At 69.6% G+C, this 21,354-nt stretch carries 9 protein-coding genes; 6 read left to right on the forward strand and 3 right to left on the reverse strand.

Annotated features, from left to right (window positions below; genetic code table 11):
• The first annotated feature begins 220 nt into the window (after positions 1–220).
• The 6 genes from ACWIGI_RS02930 to ACWIGI_RS02955 all read left to right on the forward strand — a co-directional run bounded on the left by ACWIGI_RS02930 (position 221) and on the right by ACWIGI_RS02955 (position 14,084).
• On the forward strand, positions 221–2,251 hold the full coding sequence (locus ACWIGI_RS02930) for a galactan 5-O-arabinofuranosyltransferase (protein ID WP_454200655.1): 2,031 nt from the start codon (positions 221–223) through the stop codon (positions 2,249–2,251).
• Between the two features lie 244 nt (positions 2,252–2,495).
• Positions 2,496–4,313, forward strand: coding sequence for a glycosyl transferase (locus ACWIGI_RS02935; protein WP_454200656.1), 1,818 nt, complete (start codon positions 2,496–2,498; stop codon positions 4,311–4,313).
• 163 nt (positions 4,314–4,476) lie between these two features.
• The gene (locus ACWIGI_RS02940) at positions 4,477–6,351 is read left to right on the forward strand and encodes a glycosyl transferase (RefSeq protein WP_454200657.1); all 1,875 of its coding nucleotides are present in this window, start codon (positions 4,477–4,479) and stop codon (positions 6,349–6,351) included.
• Positions 6,352–6,454: 103 nt separating this feature from the next.
• A complete protein-coding gene (locus ACWIGI_RS02945) occupies positions 6,455–9,748 on the forward strand; it encodes an arabinosyltransferase domain-containing protein (protein WP_454200658.1) in 3,294 nt (1,097 codons plus the stop codon).
• A 66-nt stretch (positions 9,749–9,814) separates the two neighbouring features.
• Complete coding sequence (locus tag ACWIGI_RS02950; RefSeq protein WP_454200659.1) at positions 9,815–13,141, forward strand: arabinosyltransferase domain-containing protein; 3,327 nt, start codon at positions 9,815–9,817, stop codon at positions 13,139–13,141.
• A gap of 166 nt (positions 13,142–13,307) precedes the next feature.
• The gene (locus ACWIGI_RS02955; RefSeq protein ID WP_454200660.1) at positions 13,308–14,084 is read left to right on the forward strand and encodes an alpha/beta fold hydrolase; all 777 of its coding nucleotides are present in this window, start codon (positions 13,308–13,310) and stop codon (positions 14,082–14,084) included.
• A gap of 78 nt (positions 14,085–14,162) precedes the next feature.
• On the opposite strand, the gene ACWIGI_RS02960 is transcribed toward ACWIGI_RS02955, so the two are convergent.
• The 3 genes from ACWIGI_RS02960 to pks13 all read right to left on the reverse strand — a co-directional run bounded on the left by ACWIGI_RS02960 (position 14,163) and on the right by pks13 (position 21,276).
• Positions 14,163–14,363, reverse strand: a complete 201-nt coding sequence (locus ACWIGI_RS02960) for a DUF5988 family protein (RefSeq protein WP_354986489.1) — start codon at positions 14,361–14,363, stop codon at positions 14,163–14,165.
• Between the two features lie 129 nt (positions 14,364–14,492).
• Positions 14,493–16,037 carry an acyl-CoA carboxylase subunit beta gene (locus ACWIGI_RS02965; RefSeq protein WP_454200661.1) on the reverse strand — a complete coding sequence of 515 codons (1,545 nt, stop codon included), beginning with the start codon at positions 16,035–16,037 and terminating at the stop codon, positions 14,493–14,495.
• 52 nt (positions 16,038–16,089) lie between these two features.
• Entirely contained in the window at positions 16,090–21,276 is a 5,187-nt protein-coding gene (gene pks13, locus ACWIGI_RS02970; protein ID WP_454200662.1) for a polyketide synthase Pks13, read from the reverse strand.
• Positions 21,277–21,354 lie beyond the last annotated feature (78 nt).

Consider the following 21,354-nt stretch of genomic DNA (forward strand, 5'->3'; position numbering starts at 1 on the left):
CACGCGCACCGGCACGAACGGACAACCGCCGCACCTGCACTCGAAGGTGCGGCGGTGTCGTTTCACCGGGCGGGCACGCGAGCCCCGGTGACCATTAGGCTGACGCGCGGCGGCCGGTTGGGCGCCGGGCACGGTGACGAGGATCCGGAGGCGGAGTGCGAAACATCGAGCGACTGGCTGCTCACGGCACGCGGGTGCCCGACGCGAGTGGGGCGCGCCGATGAGCGCCGCCGAACCGGACGCCGCACCCGCCACGACCGCACCGGCAGCCCCCACGACCGCGCCGGCCCCCGGCCGCGGCACGGTCCTGACGCGGCTCGTCGGCAGCGCCCTCGGCGAGGCGATCCTGGCGATCGTCGTCGCGGGCGTCGTCGCCGGGATCGGCCTGTTCGCCTTCGGGCGGGTGCAGTGGCCCGCGTTCAACTCCTCCAACGTGACCCGGGCGCTGACCACCGTCGGGCAGGTGGCCGCGATAACCCTGCTGGTGATCGCGGTCGCGCTGATCCGCGCGCACCGCCGCCCACTGCTCGCGAAAGTGCTGTCCTGGACCGGGCTTTCGGCTTTCGTCACGGTCACCCTCGGCATGCCGCTGGCCGCGACCAAGCTGTACCTGTTCGGGCTCTCGGTCGATCAGGAGTTCCGCACCCAGTACCTGACGCGGCTGACCGACGCTGCGGCCCTGCGGGATATGAATTACGCCGACCTGCCGCCGTTCTATCCCGGCGGCTGGTTCTGGGTCGGCGGGCGCTTCGCGAACCTGACCGGCATGGACGGCTGGGCCGCGTTCAAGCCCTTCGCCATCATCGGGCTCGCTGTCGCGGCGGTGCTCGCACTCGTGCTGTGGTCCAAGCTGATTCGCGCGGACTGGGCGGTGCCGGTCGCGACCGCGGTCACCGCCATGACCCTGGCCTACGGCTCGCCCGAGGCCTACAGCGCGGTGCTCATCCTGCTGTTCGTGCCGGTGCTCGTGCTCGCGTGGGGCGCGCTGTACCGCCCGGCGGAACCGGCCGCGGCGACCGCGGGCGGCTGGGGCGCGGTCATCGGCACCGGGCTGTTCCTGGGGCTCGCGGCCACCTTCTACACCCTCTACCTGGGTGTGGCCGCCTTCGCCGTGACGCTGATGGCGCTGATCGCCATGGGCCTGGCCCTGCGCGAGCGCAAGGCCGGACTGCGGGCGGCGCGACGGCTGCCGCGGGAGAACCCGGTGCCCGGGGTGTGGCGGACGCTCACGCCGATCCTGGTCCGGCTGGTGACGATCGCCGTCATCGCGGGTCTGCTCGCGCTGACGGTATGGCTGCCGTTCCTGCTCGACTTCCTGACCGGCAAGGTCTCCAGCGCCGGCGGCAGCGCCCTGCACTATCTGCCCGAGTCCGGCGCGGAACTGCCGCTGCCCATGTTCGAACTGTCCCTGCGCGGCGGTTTCTGCCTGCTCGGCGTCGTCTGGCTGGTGCTGCGCGCCGGCAGTTCGCGCCGCGCCCAGGGCCTGGGCATCGGCGTGGTGGCCGTGTACCTGTGGTGCCTGCTGTCCATGGCGGCCACCGCCGCGGGCACCACCCTGCTGGCCTTCCGCCTCGAACCGATCCTGCTCGCCCTGCTGGCCGCGGCCGGATCCTTCGGTTTCGTCGAGGGCGTCCGGGCGCTCTACCAGGTGCTGAACGAGCCCGCCCGGCTGCGACCGGCCGCCGCCGCGGTCGCCGTGCTCGGCGCGGTGGCCTTCGCCCAGCAGATCCCGCACGTGCTGGACGTGGAGATCACCACCGCCTACACCGACACCGACGGCGACGGCGTGCGCGCGGACAAGCGGCCGCCGTCCGCGGTCTCGCACTACGCGGCGGTGGACGCGGCGCTGCGCGAGCAGACCGGCCGCGCCCGCGACGAGAGCGTGCTGCTCACCGCGGACACGAGTTTCCTGGCCATCTACCCGTACTGGGGCTTCCAGGCGCTCACCTCGCACTACGCGAATCCGCTCGCGGACTTCCCGGCGCGCGCGGCCGAGATCAAGCGCTGGAGCACGCTGGGCTCGGCGCCGGAGCTGATCGCCGCGCTGGAAGTTTGCCCGTGGCGCGCACCGGACGCGTTCCTGTTCCGGCGCGCGGGCGACGAGTACACCCTGCGCCTGTCCGAGGACGTCTATCCGAACGATCCGAACGTCAAGCGGTACACCGTCGCGTTCCCCCGGACGCTGTTCGCGGACCCGCACTTCCGGGTCACCGATATCGGGCCTTTCACCCTCGTGGTGCGCCAATCCTGAGCGAACGGCCGAAATGTGGTGTAGCTCACGGCGAATCTCGATAAGAGGACGAGACAAGGCTCACTTATCCACAAAACCATGTCCGAATCTGGGGATACCGCCTCGTTTCTGTGGATAACTCATCCACTTGCCAGCGCAATCTCAGCCGAGCCCGGTAGCGTGAGCCGCTGATTGTGAAGGCAAGAGGAGTTTGCGCGTGGCACAGGGGTGGGCGAAGAGCCGAGCATCCGACGAGGAATCCGCAGTGGCAGTTCTGGATCGGCCCGCGCCGCGGCCGGTTCACCCGGAACTAACCCGGCCGCAGCGGGTCCTTCGCCGAATCCGGCTGGCGCGCACCGATCTGGTCGTCGCCACCGGTTATCTGGCGCTGTCGATCTTCGTGCTCGCCGGGCAGTGGCAGCACCCCCACAACGGCTACCTGATCAAGAGTGGTCAGGACCAGACCATGTGGGAGTGGTTCTTCGCGGTCACCGCGCACAAGATCTCGAACTTCGAGAATCCGCTCAGCACGCTGCTGCAGAACTATCCCGACGGCGTGAACATGATGGCCAACACCGCCATGTTCGGCGTCGGCGTCCCGCTGACGCCCGTCACCCTGCTGTTCGGGCCGACCGTCACCTTCGTCCTGGTGCTCACGCTCGGCCTGTTCGGCACCGCCTTCGCTTGGTACTGGCTGTTCTCGCGCGAGCTGGTGAGCTCCAAAGCCGCTGCGGCCGTTGGCGGTTTGTTCTGCGGCTTCGCCCCCGCCATGATCTCGCACGCCAACGCGCACCCGAACTTCGTGGTGCTCGCGCTGCTGCCGCTCATCGCACTGCACATCATCAAAATGGCTCGCCGCGCGAACAATTCGCTCGAGGCCCGCAAGGCGCGACGCCTGCGCGACGCGTTCGTGCTCGGCCTGCTGGTCGCCCTGCAGATCGCGCTCGGCGAGGAGCCGCTGCTCATCTTCGCCTTGGCCTTCGGCGTTTTCGCGCTCGTGTACTACCTGCACACCCCGCGCGCGATGCTGCGCGTCCTGCGCTCGATCACCCCGACCGTGCTGCTGGCGGCCCTGATCACGGTGGCGCTCACCGAGATTCCGCTGTGGTGGCAGTTCTTCGGCCCGCAGTCGTATCGGATGATCGACCACGGTCCCATGGGCAACGACCTCAAGGCGCTGTTCCAGTTCCCGTCCGAATCCCTGGGCGGCATGGTCATGCCCGGGCAGAACGTGAGCATCAACCCCACCGAGGAGAACTCGTACTTCGGCTGGCCGCTGCTGCTGGTGATCACCGTGGCGGCCGTGCTGATGTGGCGCGAGCGCACGGTGCGGGCCGCGACCGCCGTCATCCTCGGATTCACCGCGCTCTCGCTGGGCTCGACCCTGATGTTCGGTAAGCACGACACCGGCTTCGCGCTGCCGTGGAAGTTCTTCGAGCGGGTCCCGCTGCTGAACTCGGTGCTGGAATCGCGTTTCACCATCGCCGCCGTGCCGGCGATCGCGCTGATCCTGACCTTCGCCACCCAGCGCGCCCTGGACTACTGGAAGATCTCGGTCACCGACTGGCGGCCGCTGGCCTGGTTCGGCGCGCTGGCGTTCGCGCTGGTGCCACTCGCCCCGACCATCCTCCCGGTGGTGGAGCGCTCCCCCACCCCCGGCTTCTTCGCCGACGGCACCGTGCGCCAGTACGTTTCGGACGGTTCGGTGGTCATCGCGCCGCCGCCCACCCCGCCGGACGCCCGCGCCCTGCGCTGGCAGGCCGACGCCGACTTCACCTTCCCGCTGGCGGGCGGCTATTTCGTCGGGCCGACCGGGGTGGACAAGAAGGGCCGCTACGGTCCGGACGACCGGCCCACCGCCAGCCTGCTGATGCAGGCCCAGAAGACCAACCGGGTACCGGTCATCGACCAGGCCGTGCGCGATCAGGCCCTGGCGGACCTGCGCTACTGGCAGGCCGACGTCGTGGTGCTGCCGCCCACCGAGAACAGCGACGCCCTGCGCTACACCGTCGATCAGCTGCTGGGCTTCCCGGCGCAGCGGGTGGACGGGGTCTGGCTGTGGGACGTGCGCGGACTCGTCTGACCTTCCTCCTCGCGTCGCGTCCGGGCGAGGCGCGCGGACCCCGGACAATCCGGGGCTCGCGCGGGCGATCGTTCGCGAAGACAATCACCACGACCGTGTATCACTCGCGCCCGGTACCGTGAGCGGCTGATCTCGAACGTGATTGTCAGAGGAGCTTGGACGCGTGGCACTGGGGTGGGCGACCGATCGGACCGTGAAAACCCGACCGGCGGTGGAGGATTCAACGCGCGACGCACCGGCGGATCCGCCCGGGCGAAGACGGCCGTCGCTCGCGCGGCGGCTGCGCGCCGCGCGCGCGGACGCCGCGATCGGGCTGGGATATCTGGCGCTGGCGGTGTTCGTGGTGGGCGACCTGTGGCGGAACACGGGCACCGGCTACCTGACCAAGAGTGATCAGGATCAGATCCTCTACGAGTGGTTCTACGCCCTCGGGGCGCACAACATCACCGACGGCGCGAGTCCGTTCTTCACGACGCTGCAGAACTATCCCGACGGCGTGAACCTCATGGCCAACACGCTCATGTACGGGTTCGGCGTGCCGTTCGCGCCGGTCACCCTGCTGTTCGGGCCGACGGTCACCTTCGTGCTCGCGCTCACCCTCGGCCTGTCCGGCACGGCGTTCGCCTGGTACTGGGTCTTCTCGCGCGAACTGGTGAGCTCCAAGGCCGCCGCGGCCATCGGCGGCGCGTTCTGCGGCTTCGGGCCCGCGATGATCTCGCACACCAACGGCCACCCGAATTTCGTGTTCCTGGTGCTGCTTCCGTTCATCGCGCAGCGCGTCATCAAGATGGCCCGGCCGGCACAGGACGCCCCGGAGGCGGGCAGCGAGCGACGGCCGCGCGACTCCATCGTGCTGGGATTGCTCGTCGCCCTGCAGCTTTCGCTCGGCGAGGAGCCGCTGCTCATCTTCGCGCTGACCTTCGCGGTCTTCGGCCTGGTCTACCTGCGCACCCGCGCGGCCATCGTCCGGACGGTGCGGGTCATCGCACCGCCGGTGGGGCTCGCCGCGCTGATCACGTTGACGCTCACCGCGATTCCGCTCGGCTGGCAGTTCTTCGGACCGCAGTCGTACCGGTTCGTGGGCCTGGGCCGCGTGGGCAACGACATCCTGGCGCCGTTCCAGTTCTCCGCGGAATCGGCCGGCGCCGCCCTGTCGATCGGCCCGGACGTGGAAATCAATCCGACCGAACACAATTCGTACTTCGGCTGGCCGCTGATCCTGGTGCTGCTCGTGGCCACGGCGCTGCTGTGGCGCGAACGGATCGTGCGGGCCTGCCTGGTCGTCGCCGTGGTGTTCAGCGCGCTGTCGATGGGCATCGTGCTGTCCTTCGCGGGCAACTACACGGTCATTCCCATGCCGTGGATCCTGTTCGGCTGGATTCCGCCGGTGAACGGGATCATCGAATCGCGTTTCGCCATGGCGGCCGTCCCCGCCATGGCCGTCGTCATGACCCTGGCCAGCCAGCGCGCGATCGACCACTGGCGCGCCGGCGGAACCCGGTGGCAGCCGATCGCCTGGTTCGCCGCGCTGGCGTGCGCGCTCGCGCCGATCGCGCCGACCATGCTGCCGGTGTCCGAGCGAACCCCGACGCCGGTCTTCTTCACCGACGGCACGGTGGACCGGTACCTGTCCGGCGGCGGCGTGATGTCGGTGCCGCCCGCCACCGCGATCGACACCCCCGCCCTGCAGTGGCAGGTCGACTCCGACTTCGCGTTCCCGCTCATCGGCGGCTACTTCGTCGGACCGGACGGCGCGGACGGGCGATCCCGGTACGGCGCCGACGAGCGGCCCACCTCGCGCCTGCTCACCCGCCTGGATCAACTCGAGAAGGTGCTGGGGTCGACGACCGTCCCGGTCATCGAGCAGGCCGATCGCGATCAGGCCGTCATCGACCTGCGGTACTGGGAAACCGATGTGCTGGTGATGGATCTGAACGAGGACAGCGCCACCCTGCGCGCCACCGTCGATCAGCTGCTCGGCTTCCCCGCCCGGCAGGTGGGCGGGGTCTGGCTCTGGGACGTGCGCCACCTCCGCTGATCCGCCCGCGCGGGCCGCGAAATCCGCACCGCCGGAGCGCGGGACGGCGGCCCGCGCACGGCGGGCGGACCGCCGGACCCCGTGATCGCTAGCATCGGGGATCGTGCGCGAAGACACCCGAGCGTTTCATCGCATCCGCCTCATCGCCGTGGTCTCCGGACTGCTGGGATTCCTGCTGGCGGTGCTGACCCCGATCCTGCCCGTGAAACAGGATCGGCCGACCCTGAATTGGCCACAGGGTGACGCGGTGAACGTGGCGGCGCCGCTGGTGTCGTACACCCCGCTCACGCTCGACGTGACCATCGGCTGCGAGGTGCTGCGCGAACGGCCCACCGGGACACTGTTCTCGACCGTCCCGGTGGAATCCGGGAAGGCCGTCGACAAGGGCCTGGTCGTACGCGTGGACGCTCCCGCGGCCACCGCCGAGGCGAACCCCGCGGTTCCGGCCGATCGCACGATTTCTGTTCTGCTGCGCAACATTCCGCTGCTGTCCGCCCCCGTCGACGAGATCCAGAACTGCGGGGCGCTGACCCTGCACTCGGACGCGACCGAGACCCGCGCCGAGTTCGCCGGCGCCGCGCGCGCGGACGGAACCCCGTTCGCGGGCAAGGTCACCGGAGACATCCGGCCGCAGGTGGTCGGCATGTTCACCGATCTGCCGAAGGACCGGCTCGGCGCGTCGACCGCGCACGCGGAGATCGACGCGCGCTTCAGCAGCAGCCCGAGCTGGGTCAAGCGCGTCGCCATCGCGGGCGCGGTCCTGTTCACGCTGATCGCCCTCGTCGCGCTGCACCTGCTCGACACCCGCGACGGCCGCAAGCCGCGCCGCTTCCTGCCCGCGCACTGGTGGCGTTTCCGGCTCGCGGACGGCGTGGTGCTGGGCACGCTGGTGCTCTGGCACATCATCGGGGCCAACACCTCCGACGACGGCTACATCCTGAACATGGCTCGGGCCTCGAAGGTTTCGGGCTACATGGCGAACTACTACCGCTGGTTCGGCGTCGCGGAGGCCCCCTTCGGCTGGCCGTACGAGGTACTGGTGTGGATGTCGCGCATCAGCGACTCCAGCCCGTGGATGCGACTGCCGTCGCTGCTCGCCGGAATCGTGTGCTGGCTGGTCATCAGTCGCGAGGTGCTGCCGCGTCTGGGCGCGCGGGTGCGCCGCGACAACGTCGCGGTGTGGACCGCCGGGCTGGTGTTCCTGGCCGCCTGGATGCCGTACGACAACGGCCTGCGCCCCGAACCGCTCATCGCCGCGGGCGCGCTGCTGACCTGGTGCTCCATGGAACGCGCCATCGCCACCGGCAGGCTGCTGCCCGCCGCGGTCGGCGTGCTCATCGCCGCGTTCTCGCTCGCCGCCGGGCCGACCGGACTGATCTGCCTGGCCGCGCTGGTCGCCGGATCGCGGCCGGTGCTGCAGATCATCATCAAGCAGGCCAAGGGCACGGGCCCCGCGCTGCTGCGCTACGCCGCCCTGCTCGCACCCGGCATCGCGGCCGGAACCCTGGTCCTGGTGGTCGTTTTCGCGGATCAGACGCTCGCCTCGGTCATGGAGGCCACCCGCGTCCGCACCGCCATCGGCCCCAACGTGGCGTGGTTCGACGAACGCACGCGCTGGGATTCGCTGCTCATGCTCTCCCCCGACGGCTCGCTGGCCCGGCGCTTCGGCATTCTCGCCATGCTGCTGAGCCTGGGCGTGTGCGTGATGGTCATGCTGCGCAAGAACGGCCGTATCCCGGGCACCTCGCGCGGGCCGTCCGCGCGCGTGCTCGGCATCGTGTTCATGTCGCTGTTCTTCATGATGTTCACCCCGACCAAGTGGACACACCACTTCGGCGTGTACGCCGGGCTGGCGGGTTCGGTGGCGGCGCTGGCCGCGGTCGCCGTCGGCGTCAACGGGATTCGCTCGCCGCGCAATCGCACGCTGTTCACCGCGGCGGTGTTCTTCCTGCTCGCCATGACCTTCACCGGGCCCAACGGCTGGTGGTACGTCTCGAGTTACGGCGTCCCGTGGTTCGACAAGGCCCCGCTCCTCGCGGGCAAGGGCTTCTCCACCCTGTTCCTGGGCCTGGCGATCCTGTGCCTGCTCATCGCCGCCTTCCAGCACTACCGCGAGCCGTACACGACGCCGAAACCGGTGCGCGGCTTCGACAAGTTCGCGAGCATGCCGCTCACCATCGCCGCGGCCGTCCTGGTGCTGTTCGAGGTCGCCTCGCTGGCCAAGGCCGCAGTCACCCAGTACCCGGCGTACTCGGTCGCCAAGTCCAATATCCGGGCCCTGGGCGGTGATTCGTGCGGGCTGGCCAACGACGTGCTGGTCGAGACGAACACGCGGGACTCACTGCTGCGCCCCTGGACCGGCTCGGTCGCGGACGGATTGACCGCGGGGAACACCGCGGACGCGGCGAACACCGGATTCACCCCCAACGGCGTGGCCACCGACCTCACCGCCGACGCCGAGGAGACCGTCACCGGCGGCGCCAACTCGGTGGACAAGGACTCGGACAACAAGACCACCAACACCACCGGCGCGGGCACCGGCGGCGGCACCAGCGCCGAGACCGGCGTCAACGGCAGCACCGTCACCCTGCCGTTCGACCTCGACCCCGCCACCACCCCCGTGCTCGGCAGCTACAGCGACGGCGACCAGGCCGTCGCCAAGCTGACCACCGGCTGGTACCGCCTGGACCTGTCCGGCGAGATGCGCGCGGACCCGGCCTACCGGGTGCTCGCGATCACCGCCGCCGGCCGCATCAGGTCCGTCAACAAGGACGGCGTGGAGACCTACGGCCAGGACCTGTTCCTGGAGTACGGCACCCGCGCCGCCGACGGCAGCGTGACCGACACCGGCCGCCTGCGGCCCATCGACATCGGCCCCGCCCCGTCGTGGCGCAACCTGCGCGTGCCGCTGGATCAGATTCCGGTGGGCGCCAACGCCGTTCGCCTGGTAGCCAACGACGTGGACATCACCGAGCGGCAGTGGCTGGCCGTCACCCCGCCCCGCCTGCCGAAGCTGGAGACGCTGAACTCCGTTGTCGGCGAACAGGCCCCGGTCCTGGAGGACTGGCACGTCGGCCTGGCCTTCCCCTGCCAGCGCCCCTTCGACCACCACGACGGCGTGGCCGAGGTACCCGAATGGCGCATCCTGCCCGACCGCACCGGCTCGGACGCCTCCAACGCCTGGCAGGACGACATCGGCGGCGGCCCCCTCGGCTGGACCGGCCTGCTGCTGCGCGCGGAGACGATCCCGTCCTACCTGAACGACGACTGGTCCCGCGACTGGGGCTCCCTGGAGCGGTTCACCCCCTACGTCCCGGACGCGGTCCCGGCCGAGCTGCAGGTGGTCGTCGAAACCCGCACGGGCTTCGCAAAAGACGCACCGATCCGAGCGAAGTAGCCACGACAGATACCACCGCCCTCACCCGCCGACCCGAGCGTCGGCGGGTGGGTACCATCAGCAACCGTGCCCGACGCCTCCGCTGTCCTGAGCAAACCCGCTACGCCGCCGACGCCCGCGGCTACGCCGCGCGACTATCGCACCGCGAAGCTGATCGCGATCGTCGCGGGCGTGCTGGGAGCGCTGTTCGCGCTCGCGACCCCGTTCCTGCCGGTGAAACAGACGGTCGCGACGGTGCAGTGGCCGCAGCGCGGAACACTGGAGAGCATCGACGCCGCGCTCATGTCGCAGGTGCCGCTGGAACTGACGGCCACCATTCCCTGTGCGGCGGTGAACCAGCTCGATCCGCGCGGCGGCATCCTGCTGGCAACCGCGCCGCCGCAGGGTAGCGGAGCGGACCTGCAGGGCTTGTTCGTCCGCGTGTCCGGCGAGAGCGTGGACGTGCTGGACCGCAACGCGGTCGTGGCAACCGCCCAGCGGTCGGAAATGGCGGACTGCACGCAGATCGTCATCACCTCCGACAACACCCGGACCTTCGCCGCGTTCGAGGGCCTGACCCGCACCGCGGAACGGGTCACCGCGAACGGCGGGCGCGAGAGCGTCACCGTCCCGGTCGAGGGCAGTCTGCTCGGCGACCTGCGCCCGCAGGTGGTCGGCGTCTTCACCGACATGAAGGGTGATGTGCCGCAGGGCCTTTCCTTCTCCATGACGGTGGACTCGCGGTTCTCCTCCACCCCGACCCTGCTCAAGCTGGCCGCCATCGTCGCGGCCGTGCTGCTGACCCTGCTGTCGCTGGGCGCGCTCGCCGCGCTGGACACCAGCGACGGCCGCGGGCACCGGCGCATCTTCCCCCGGCACTGGCTGAAGCCGACCTGGGCGGACGGCGGCATCATCGGCACGCTGCTGCTGTGGCATTTCGTGGGCGCCAACACCTCCGACGACGGCTACATCATGACCATGGTCCGGGCGGCCCCGCACGCCGGCTACATGGCCAACTACTTCCGCTGGTTCGGCGTCCCCGAGGCCCCGTTCGGCTGGTACTACTACGTCATCCAGGCCTTCTCCGAGATCTCCACGGCCAGCCCGGTCGTGCGCATCCCGGCGCTGCTGTGCGGCATCCTGTGCTGGCTGGTGATCAGCCGCGAGGTGGTCCCGCGCCTGGGCCGCGGCGTGGCGACCTCCAAGGTCGCGCTGTGGACCGGCGGCCTGGTCTTCCTGGCGTTCTGGCTGCCCTACTGCAACGGCCTGCGCTCGGAGCCGATCGTCGCGCTCGGCGCCCTGCTGACCTGGGTCTCCATCGAACGCGCCATCGCCACCGCGCGCCTGCTGCCCGCCGCGATCGCGGTGCTGGTCGCGGCGTTCACCCTGGCCGCCGCGCCGACCGGCCTCATGTGCGTGGCCGCGCTGCTCGCCGGCATCCGGCCGCTGGTCCGCATCGTGGTGCGCAGGCACGAGCAGTTCGGCACCACCGCGCTGCTGGCGCCCATCGCCGCCTCCGGATTACTGGTCCTGGTGGTCGTTTTCGGCGACCAGACCTTCTCCGGGATCATGGAGGCCAACCGCGTCCGGCAGGCGATCGGGCCGAATCTGGCCTGGTACGAAGACTATCTGCGCTACTACTACCTGTTCGTGGAGACCGTCGACGGCTCGCTCGCGCGCCGCTTCGCCTTCCTGCTCATGATCCTGTGCCTGATCACCACCATGCTGGTGCTGCTGCGCAGGCGGCAGGTGCCGGGCATCGCCTCCGCGCCGACCTGGCGGCTCATGGGCGTGGTCTTCGGAACCATCTTCTTCATGATGTTCAACCCGACCAAGTGGACGCACCACTTCGGCGCGTACGCGGGCATCGCGGGTTCGCTGGCGGCGGTGACGGCGGTCGCGGTGTCGGCCACCGCGCTGCGCTCGCGCAAGAACCGCTCGGTGTTCCTGGCCGGGTTGCTGTTCACCCTGGCCGTGGCGTTCTCCGGCATCAACGGCTACTGGTACGTCTCCAGCTACGGCGTGCCCTGGTACGACAAGCGGGTGTCGCTCAGCGGCTACCAGTCCAACACCCTCATGCTCATGCTGTTCGGCCTGGCCCTGGCCGTGGTGGCGTGGCAGTCGCTGCGCGAGGGCTACGCCAAGCCGATGGCGAACGGAAAGACCGCGCGCGGCAGGCGGATTCGGCGCTTCGCCGCGATCCCGCTGACCGTCATCGCGGCGCTCATGGTGGCGTTCGAGGTGCTGTCGCTGGTCAAGGGCGCGGTGTCGCAGTACCCCGCGTATTCGCTCGCGCGCTCGAACTTCGACGCGGTGGGCGGCAATTCGTGCGGCCTGGCCAACGACGTGCTGGTGGAGACCGACGTCAACGGCGGCAACCTGACCCCGATCATCGATCCGGCCAACCCGCCGGTGAACAACGACCCGCTCGCCGGGGCGAACCCGATCGGCTTCTCCCCCAACGGCATTCCGGAGAAGATCAGCGCGGACAACGTCGAGGTGAAGCCGGGCACCGGCAACACCGACACCCAGACCATCGGCCCCGCCTTCGAGGAGGGCGAGAGCGCGGGCACCGCCGGCGGCAAGGGCGCCGAGGGCGTCAACGGCAGCACCGCCGCGCTGCCGTTCGGCCTGGACCCCGCCACCACCCCGGTGATGGGCAGCTACCAGGACGGCGTGCAGCAGCCCGCCGAGATGAAGTCCAGCTGGTACCAGCTGCCCGCGCGCTCGGATGACACTCCGCTGGTGGTGATTTCGGCCGCCGGTCGCATCCTGTCCTTCGACGACACCGGCAACATGACCTACGGGCAGTCGCTGGTGGTCGAGTACGGCCATCGCGAGGCCGACGGCACCGTCACCGAACTCGGCTCCTACCTGCCGCGCGACATCGGGCCGGCCCCGTCGTGGCGCAACCTGCGGGTGCCGTTCTCGGCGCTGCCCGAGAACGCGGACGCCGTGCGCATCAACGCCAAGGACCCGATCCTGATCGGCGATCAGTGGCTGGCGTTCACCGCGCCGCGCGTGCCCAAGCTGCAGACGCTCAACAGCTACATCGGCTCCACCCAGCCGGTGCTGCTGGACTGGGCGGTGGGCCTGCAGTTCCCGTGCCAGCGCCCGTTCGATCACCGCTACGGCGTGGCCGAGATGCCGAACTTCCGCATCCTGCCCGACCGCCCGCTGGCCATCAGCTCCACCAACACCTGGCAGGCGGCCGAGAACGGCGGCCCGCTCGGCTTCACCGAGATGCTGGCCAAGTCCAAGACCATCCCGACCTATCTGAACGACGATTGGGATCGGGACTGGGGTTCGCTGGAACAGTACGACCAGTACTACCCGGCCCAGCCCGCCGAGATCGAGACCTCGACGGCGACCAGGTCCGGCTTCTGGTCCCCGGGACAGCTCCGGGTCTCCTGACCCGCCGCGCCGACCACCCGACCGGCGCGCCGACCCGGCGAACGGCCGCCCGCAGCACGCGGGCGGCCGTTCTCGTTTCACCCGTCCCGGCGCCCGTTTCACCCGTCCTCACCGGGGAAACCCACCCGTTGTGAGTAAGGGTGGAACCTACCGGGAAGATATAGCCATGGTGAATATTCAACTCGGCGATGTAGCGACCTGGTACGACGTACACGGTGACGGCGAACCGGTGGTCCTGCTGCACGGCGGGTTCGTGGATTCACGCATGTTCGCCCCCGCCATGCCCGCGCTGGTCGGCCGCTTCCGCGTGTACACCACCGACCGCCGCGGCCACGGCCACACCCCCGACGTCGACGGCCCGCTCACCTACGACGTGATGGCGGAGGATCTGGTCGCCTTCCTGGAGAAGGTGGTCGGCGAGCCCGCGCACCTGGTCGGGCACAGCGACGGCGCGATCGTCGCGCTGCTGGTCGCGCTGCGCCGCCCGGATCTGGTCCGCAAGCTGGTGCTGATCAGCGGCAACTTCCACCACATCGGCGTATTGCCCGGTGTCATGGACGGATTCGAGGATCCGGACACGCAGAAGTACCTGGCCGGACGCTACGGCGAGGTGTCACCGCACGGCGAAGGCCACTTCCCCGTCGTGGCCCGCAAGATGCTCGACATGGGCCGCACCGGGCCGACCCTGTCCCCCGAGGAGCTGCGCGACATCCCGCACCGCACCCTGGTCATGTCCGGCGACGACGACGCCGTCGCGCTGGAGCACACCATCGCCCTGTACCGGGCCATCCCCGATTCCGAACTCTCCATCACCCCCGCGACCTCGCACCTGCTGGTCATGGAGAAGCCGGCGCAGGTGTACGCGGAGATCGCCGAGTTCCTCGGCCAGGACCGGGCCCCGACGCGGCAGCCGATCCGCCGCGCGGAACCGGCGCATCGGTAGGTCTCACCCGCCGCGCGACGGCGCGGGCGCTGCTCTCGTCCGGGCGCGGTCTCGACCTCGGCCCGGCCCCATCCGGGTTCAGCCCGGGATGTGGGCCACCCATTCGTAGACCGGGAGGCTGCCCTCTGGGGTGTCCTCCCAGCGCGGGGTCACCTTGAACCGCTCGTAGCCGCCGCCGAACGCCACCCGCAACTCGATTCCCGGCGGCGTAATGGGGACGATGCGATGATCGAGCCCGTCAGGTCCGCCTTCGAGCAATGCCTTAGGTGAGCTACTCATAGCTGAAGGCTCTCACATGCGAGTCAACCGACCAATCGATTCGACGCAATCGGCGAGCCGCAAATCGGACACATCTCGCACCCCCGCGCGACCCGGATCCGCTCGGATCCGGGCGCCGCGGTCACCGCGTCAGAGCGGAAGAAGGTGGTGTTTGCGCGGGTTTCGAGCGATCTTCTTGTCGCGCAACAGCTGCAACGCCTTACGGATTTCCAGCCGGGTGGTGGCCGGGTCGATGACGGCGTCGATGTAGCCGCGCTCGGCCGCGACCCACGGCGTGGCGATGGTGGCGTTGTAGAAGGCGATCATCTGCCGGCGCATGGCGGCGCGCTGATCCTCGGGCGCGGCCTCCAGCGACTTGGCCCCGATCAGGCTGACCGCGCTCTCGGCGCCCATGACCGCGATGCGGGCGGTCGGCCAGGCCAGGTTCACGTCCGCTCCGAGCTGCTTGGAACCCATGACCGCGTACCCGCCGCCGTAGGACTTGCGGATCACCACCGTCACCTTCGGCACCGTCGCCTCGACGAACGCGAAGATGAAGCGGCCGCCGCGTTTGATGACGCCGATCTTCTCCTGCTCGACGCCGGGCAGGAAGCCCGGGGTGTCGACGACGAAGACCAGCGGGATCTCGTACGCGTCGCAGAGCCGGACGAAGTGCGCGGCCTTGTCCGAGGCCCGCGCGTCGAGGGCGCCGGCGTAGACCAGGGGCTGATTGGCGACGACGCCGATGCTGCGCCCGTCGACACGGGCGAAGCCGCAGATGACATTTCGGCCCGCGGAGTCGCCGAACTCGTGGAACTCACCGTCGTCGAAGATGCGGATCAGGACGTCGTACATGTCGTAGCCGGCGTTGTCGGCGTCCGGGACGATGCCGTTGAGTTCCCGATCGGAGTCCGTGATGTCCGGCTCCAGACCGGGATTCACGATCGGCGGCAACTCCTGGCAGCTCGACGGCAGATACCCCAGGTACTGGCGCACCCATTCGAACGCGGCCAGTTCGTCCTTGGCGACGTGGTGGATGTTGCCGTAGTCGGCCTGGCTGCGCGCGCCGCCCAGTTCCTCGAGGCTCACGTCCTCACCGGTGACCTCGCGAATCACCTTGGGGCCGGTGACGAACATGTAGGCGGCCTCGGTGGCGACCACGACATCGGTGTTGATCGGCGCGTAGACCGCGCCGCCGGCGCAACTGCCCAGGATCATGGAGATCTGCGGAACCAAGCCGGACAACGGTTCCTGCCGCCTGCCCAGTTCTGCGTACCAGGCCAGCGAGGTCACCGCCTCCTGCACGCGCGCGCCGCCGGAGTCGTTGATGCCGACCACCGGGCAACCCACCTTGGCGGCGAATTCCATGATGCCCGCGACCTTCCGGCCGAACATCTCCCCGACCGAACCGCCGTAGACGGTCTGGTCGTGGGAGAACACCGCCACCGGCCGGCCCTCGACGAGGCCGTGACCGGTGACGACGCCGTCGCCGTAGAGTGCGTCCTTTTCGCCCGGATTGCGAACCAGCGCACCGATTTCCACGAAGGTACCGGGATCCAGGAGCATGTTGATCCGGTCGCGAGCGGAAGGAATGTGCTTGCGCTCGCGCTTGGCGATTCCCGCTGCACCCGCCGGTTCCCTCGCGACTTCCAACTTCCGTCGCAGGTCAGCGAGTTTCTCGGCGGTAGTGCTCACAGGACTCCCTTCGGTAGAAACCTACTTTCGCAGAACCCGTTTCGCAGCGCGGCTATTTCGGCGTCGTGTCGACGGCCCCCAATTTCTTGGTCAGATCGGCGCCGATGGTCGCGATGCGCGGCTCGTCCACGATATCGATGTGGTCGCCGGGGATGTGAATGACCTCCAGATTCGGGATGTGCTCGTCCCAGCCGCCATTGGGCAGGCGCTCACCGAAACGTGGCTCCAGCTCGATGATTCCGTCGTGGTAGCGGTCCGCGAGGTAGAGCACCACGTGGCCGTCGTAGTGCTGCGGCGAGATCCGCTGCAGCTCACCGCCGTCGATGTACGAGCTGCGCTGGTGTTCGAGCACGCCGCCCGGAATGTCCACTCCGGCGAATTTGACCAGTTCCAGGACGATGTCGATCTGCTCGGCGTCCGAGGCCGCGGCCAATTCCTCGAGCTGCTCGTCGTCGAGTTCGCCCTCGAAGCCATAGGTCTTCTTGGCGAAGTTCTGGAAACGCCGGACCCGGTTCACCCGCTCCTCCGGGGTGTCCAGGTGCGGCTGCGACGGCAGCGCCACGTCGATCAGGCCGACCTCGCGCACATCCGCGCCCTCGGCGCGCATGAGCTCGGCGACCTTCAGCGCGAACACGCCGCCCAGCGACCAGCCGTAGAGGAAGTACGGACCCTCGGGCTGCCGCTTGCGGATCTCCGGAATGTACTGGCGCGCACGCTCTTCGATGGAACCCTCGACGCGTTCGAAACCGTACATCGGGGTGCCCGCCGGCAGGCGCTTGAGCAGCGGCTCGTACACGAGGGTGTTGCCACCCGAGGCGTGGAAGACGAAGACCGGGATCGCGGTGGAACCGGCCTCCTTCGCGCGCAGGGTGCGCACGAAGCCTTCGACGTCGTCACCGTGCTCCTGATAGGTGGCGACCAGGTCGGCCAGCTTCTCGATCGTCGTGCAGGCCCGCACCTCATCCGCGCTGACCTGCGCCTTGACCCGCTCCGAGAGCCGGGCCACCAGCTTGTCCATGGTGGCGTCGTCCAGCTCCGGCAGCGGGTTGAAGATGCCGCCCGCGGACTTGCCGGTCGCCAGCGCCCAGGTGCCGTACGCCAGGCGTTCGGCGCCGTTGCGCGGGGGCACGTTGTCCTTGTCGGTCTCCCCGACCGGCGGCGCGGCCTCGAAATCGGCTGCGGTGGTGGTGGATTCGGCCTCCGCCTCGGCCACGATCTCGGTCGCCTCGGCGATCACGTCCGACGCCTCGGCGTCGAGCCGGTCGGCCGCGGTCGGCAGCACCGCGAGCGGATCGGTGCCCGCCGCCATGGCCGCGCGCGCGGCGGCGACCAGATCGCCGTCGACCGAGATGTCCTCACCCGCGGCCTGCCGCGCGGCGATATCGGCCAGCTCCTCGCGATGCTCGATCGCGTAGCGCAGCACCTTGCCGACCTCGAGCAGGCTGGCATCGCGCACCGCCTGCAACTGCAGCTGCGGAATATCGAACTCGTACTCCACCCGGTTCTTGATGCGCATGGCCATGAGCGAGTCCAGGCCGAGCTCCATCAGCGGGATCTCCATCGGCAAATCCTCGACCGCGTACCCCATCGACTCCGCGACGATGAGCGCCAGGCGCTGCTCGATGGTCTGGCGGCCGTTGGGATCCCAGCGATCGCCGGCGGCCTCGACGACCTCCACCTCGGCGGCCGGAGCGGCGGCGAGGGCCGCGACCGGCTGTGCCACAACCGATTCCGGCAGCGGCGCGCCGGAGGCGACGACGGCGTCGAACAGCGCGGTGAAGGCGGCGCCCTGCTTGGCGTGCACCGCGACCGACGCGCCGCCCAGATGCGGAGTCAGCGTGGTGGTCAGGGTGCCCGCGGCGGGCAGCGCCGCGTGCGCGACGGACGCGCCCACGGTCACCTCCGAGAGCACCTGCGCCGCAGCGGCTTTCACCAGCTCGGTCAGGTCGGTGACGGCCGCGGCCTGCACCTCCCAGACGTGGCGGCCGTCCGGCAGCGCCACGTGCGCGCCCGGAATCCGGCTGCTGCCCGAATCGGCGGCCAGCCCGACCTTGGGCCAGTACTGCTTGCGCAGGAACGCCGTACGCGGCACGTCGGCGTAGTCACCCGCGGGCACCAGCGACGGCAGATCCACCGCGTGGCCCTGCACGTACAGCTGCGCCAGCGCCGAGATGACCGCGGCGGACTCGTCTTCCTTGCGCTTGAGCGTCGGAATGAGCGCGGCGTTGTGCACGCCGGCCGCGAACGTGGTGCCGAGCACCTGCATGAGCGCCACCGAGTTCGGCGCCAGCTCCAGGTAGGTCGTGATGCCCGAGTTCACCGCCTGCGCGATGGCATTGGTGAAGTACACCGAGCCGCGCATGTTGGTGACCCAGTAGTCCACGTCGTGCACCGGCGGGTTGCCCGCGCGGTAGACGGTCTCCTTGTGGACGGTGGAGTACAGATCGTGCTTCAGCACGGTCGGCTCCAGACCGGCCAGCTCGGCGGCCAATTCGCCGAGCAGCATGTCCATCTGCGAGGTATGGCCCGCGCCGCGGGTCTGCAGCACGCGCGCGAACTTGCCCTCGGCCTCGGCGCGCGCCACGATCGCGTGCACCTGATCCGGCGGACCGCCGATGACGGTGTTGGTCGGCGCGGCGTAGACCGCGACCTCGATGTCCGGGTAGTCCACCAGGATCTCGGCGATGGCCTCGGCCGAGTACTCGACCAGCGCCATGTTGCGCACCTGGTCGTCGGTGATCATGGCCTCGCCCTCGGCCATCAGCCGCGAACGGGCGCAGATGACGCGGACCGCGTCCTCCAGGGTCAGGCCGCCGGAGATGTACGCGCCCGCGACCTCGCCCTGCGAATGGCCCACGATGCCCGCGGGTTCCGCGCCGTGCGCGCGCAGCACCGCGTTCAGGCCGAGCTGGATGGTGAAGGTGCCGACCTGGCCGGTGCCGATGTCCCAATCCTGCTCGTCGTCCAGGATCATCTCGCGGACCGAGTAGCCGGCCTCGTCCAGCACGTACTCGTCGACCTCGTCGACGGTCTTACGGAAGATCGAGTTCTCGTTGTAGAGCTGCTTGCCCATCTTGCGGTGCTGGGCGCCGAAACCGGCCATGACCCACAGCGCGCCGCGGGCGGCGGGAGCGTCGGCGGTGTACACGCCGGTGCCCGGCTTGCCCTCGGCGATGGCGCGCAGGCCGGCGACGGCCTCCTCGTGCGTCTTGGCCACCACCACGCCGCGCGAGCGGCCGTGGTTGCGCTTGGCCAGCGACCGGGCCACGTCCGCCAGCGGAGTCGCCTGTCCGGCTTCGCTTTCCAGCCAGTCGGCCAGATCGGCGGCGGCGCGGCGGCGACGCGAGGGCAGATACGCCGAGACCGGCAGGATCAGCGGCAGCGGCTCGTCGCGGTCGGCCCATTCCGGCTCCGGCGCGGCGGCTTCGGCGACGATGTGCTCGGCCTCGGAGATCACGTCGGTGTTCTCGTTGTCGAGATCGACCGGCGCGGGCGCGGCGGCGTCGGGCGCGGGAACGACCGGGGTCTTCACGTACTCCTGCACGACGATGTGCGCGTTGGTGCCGCCGAAACCGAAGCCGGAGACGCCGACGGTGGCCCTACCGCTGTAGCGCGGGAACTCGGTCGGCTGCTCGACGACCTTGAGATGCGCGGTGTCCCACGGGATGTACGGGTTGGGTCCGGCGTACCCGAGGTTCGGCGGAATCACGTTGTGCTGCAGCGACATGATGACCTTGGCCAGCGCCGCGGCGCCCGCACCGGACTCCAGGTGCCCGAAGTTGGTCTTGGCCGAGCCCAGCAGCGCGGGCTTGTCGTCGTCGCGGCCGCGGCCGATCACCCGGCCGAGCGCGTCGGCCTCGATCGGATCGCCGATCAGCGTGCCGGTGCCGTGCGCCTCGATGTAATCGACGCTGGACGGGGCGATTCCGGCGTCGCGGTAGGCCCGGCGCAGTACCTCGGCCTGCGCGTCCGGGTTCGGCGCGAGCATGCCGTTGGAGCGGCCGTCGTTGTTGACCGCCGAGCCCTTGATGACCGCGTACACGGTGTCGCCGTCGCGTTCGGCGTCGGCCAGGCGCTTGAGCACCAGCAGCGCACCGCCCTCGGCGCGGACCATGCCGTCAGCGTCGGACGAGAACGCCTTGATGTGACCGTCCTTGGCCACACCGCCGTTGGCGTCGAAGCCCAGCGTCGCCATCGGCGCGACCAGGGCGTTCACGCCGCCGGCCAGCGCCAGATCGGCTTCGCCGCTGCGCAGCGCGCGCACCGCGTCGTGCACCGCGACCAGCGAGGACGAGCACGCGGTGTCGATGGCCACCGACGGTCCGCGGAAGTCGAAGAAGTACGAGGTGCGGTTGGCGATGATCGACGAAACCGAGCCCATGATCCCGTAGGCCTCGGCCGACAGCGGGGTCTTGTCCTGCTCGGTGTTGCCGACGCTCATCGCGGCGATGAGCATGAACTCGTTGCCCGAGGAGCCGACGTACACGCCGACCGGCTCGCCCTTGAGGGTGTTCGCCGGAATCCTGGCGTGCTCCAGCGCTTCCCAGGTGAGCTCCATGGTGAGCCGCTGCTGCGGATCCATGCGCTCCACCTCGACCGGCGAGGTGGCGAAGAATTCGGCGTCGAAGCCCTTGATGACCTCTTGGTCGAGGTAGCCGCCCTTGGTGTTCGCGTTCGCCACGGCCTCGGCCGCGCGCGGATCGGTCAGGAACTCCGACCAGCGACCCTCGGGTAGATCGCGGATGCCGTCACCGCGGTTGATGAGGAAATCCCAGGTGGATTCGGGCGTATCGCCCGCACCCGGCAGGCGGGTGGACAACCCGACGATGGCGATGTCGTGCGCCTCGTCCGGGGTGTACCCCGCGGTGTAGAACGAGTCGTCGGCCGACTCGGCCGGAAGATCCGGTTCCCCGTTGATGATTCGCTCGGCGAGCGAGGCGATCGTCGGGTGCTGATAGACGATGGTCGCGTTGAGGATGACGCCCGTCAGTTCCTCGATGTCACCGCCGAGCGCGAGCGCGTCCCGCGACGCCAGGCCGAACTCCTCCATGGGGCGGTCCACGGTGATCTGCTCGAGCGGCTGCCCGGTCGCGTCGGCGACCCATTTGCGCAGCCACTCCCGCAACTCCGCCACCGTCATATCGGCGCCGGTGGGAGCCGCTTTCGGGGCCGCGTCAGCGGGCACCGCCGGAGCGTTGTCGGTCGTCTGGGTGGGGGACGTGCCCTCGTTCTCAGCCATCAGTTCCTCAAGCTACCTGTCTGCTCACGGTGTGCGGCGGTGTATCGGCGGTGATTGTCCTTCGAGAACCTCACCGGG

Source organism: Nocardia sp. NPDC055321 (genome assembly GCF_053645575.1).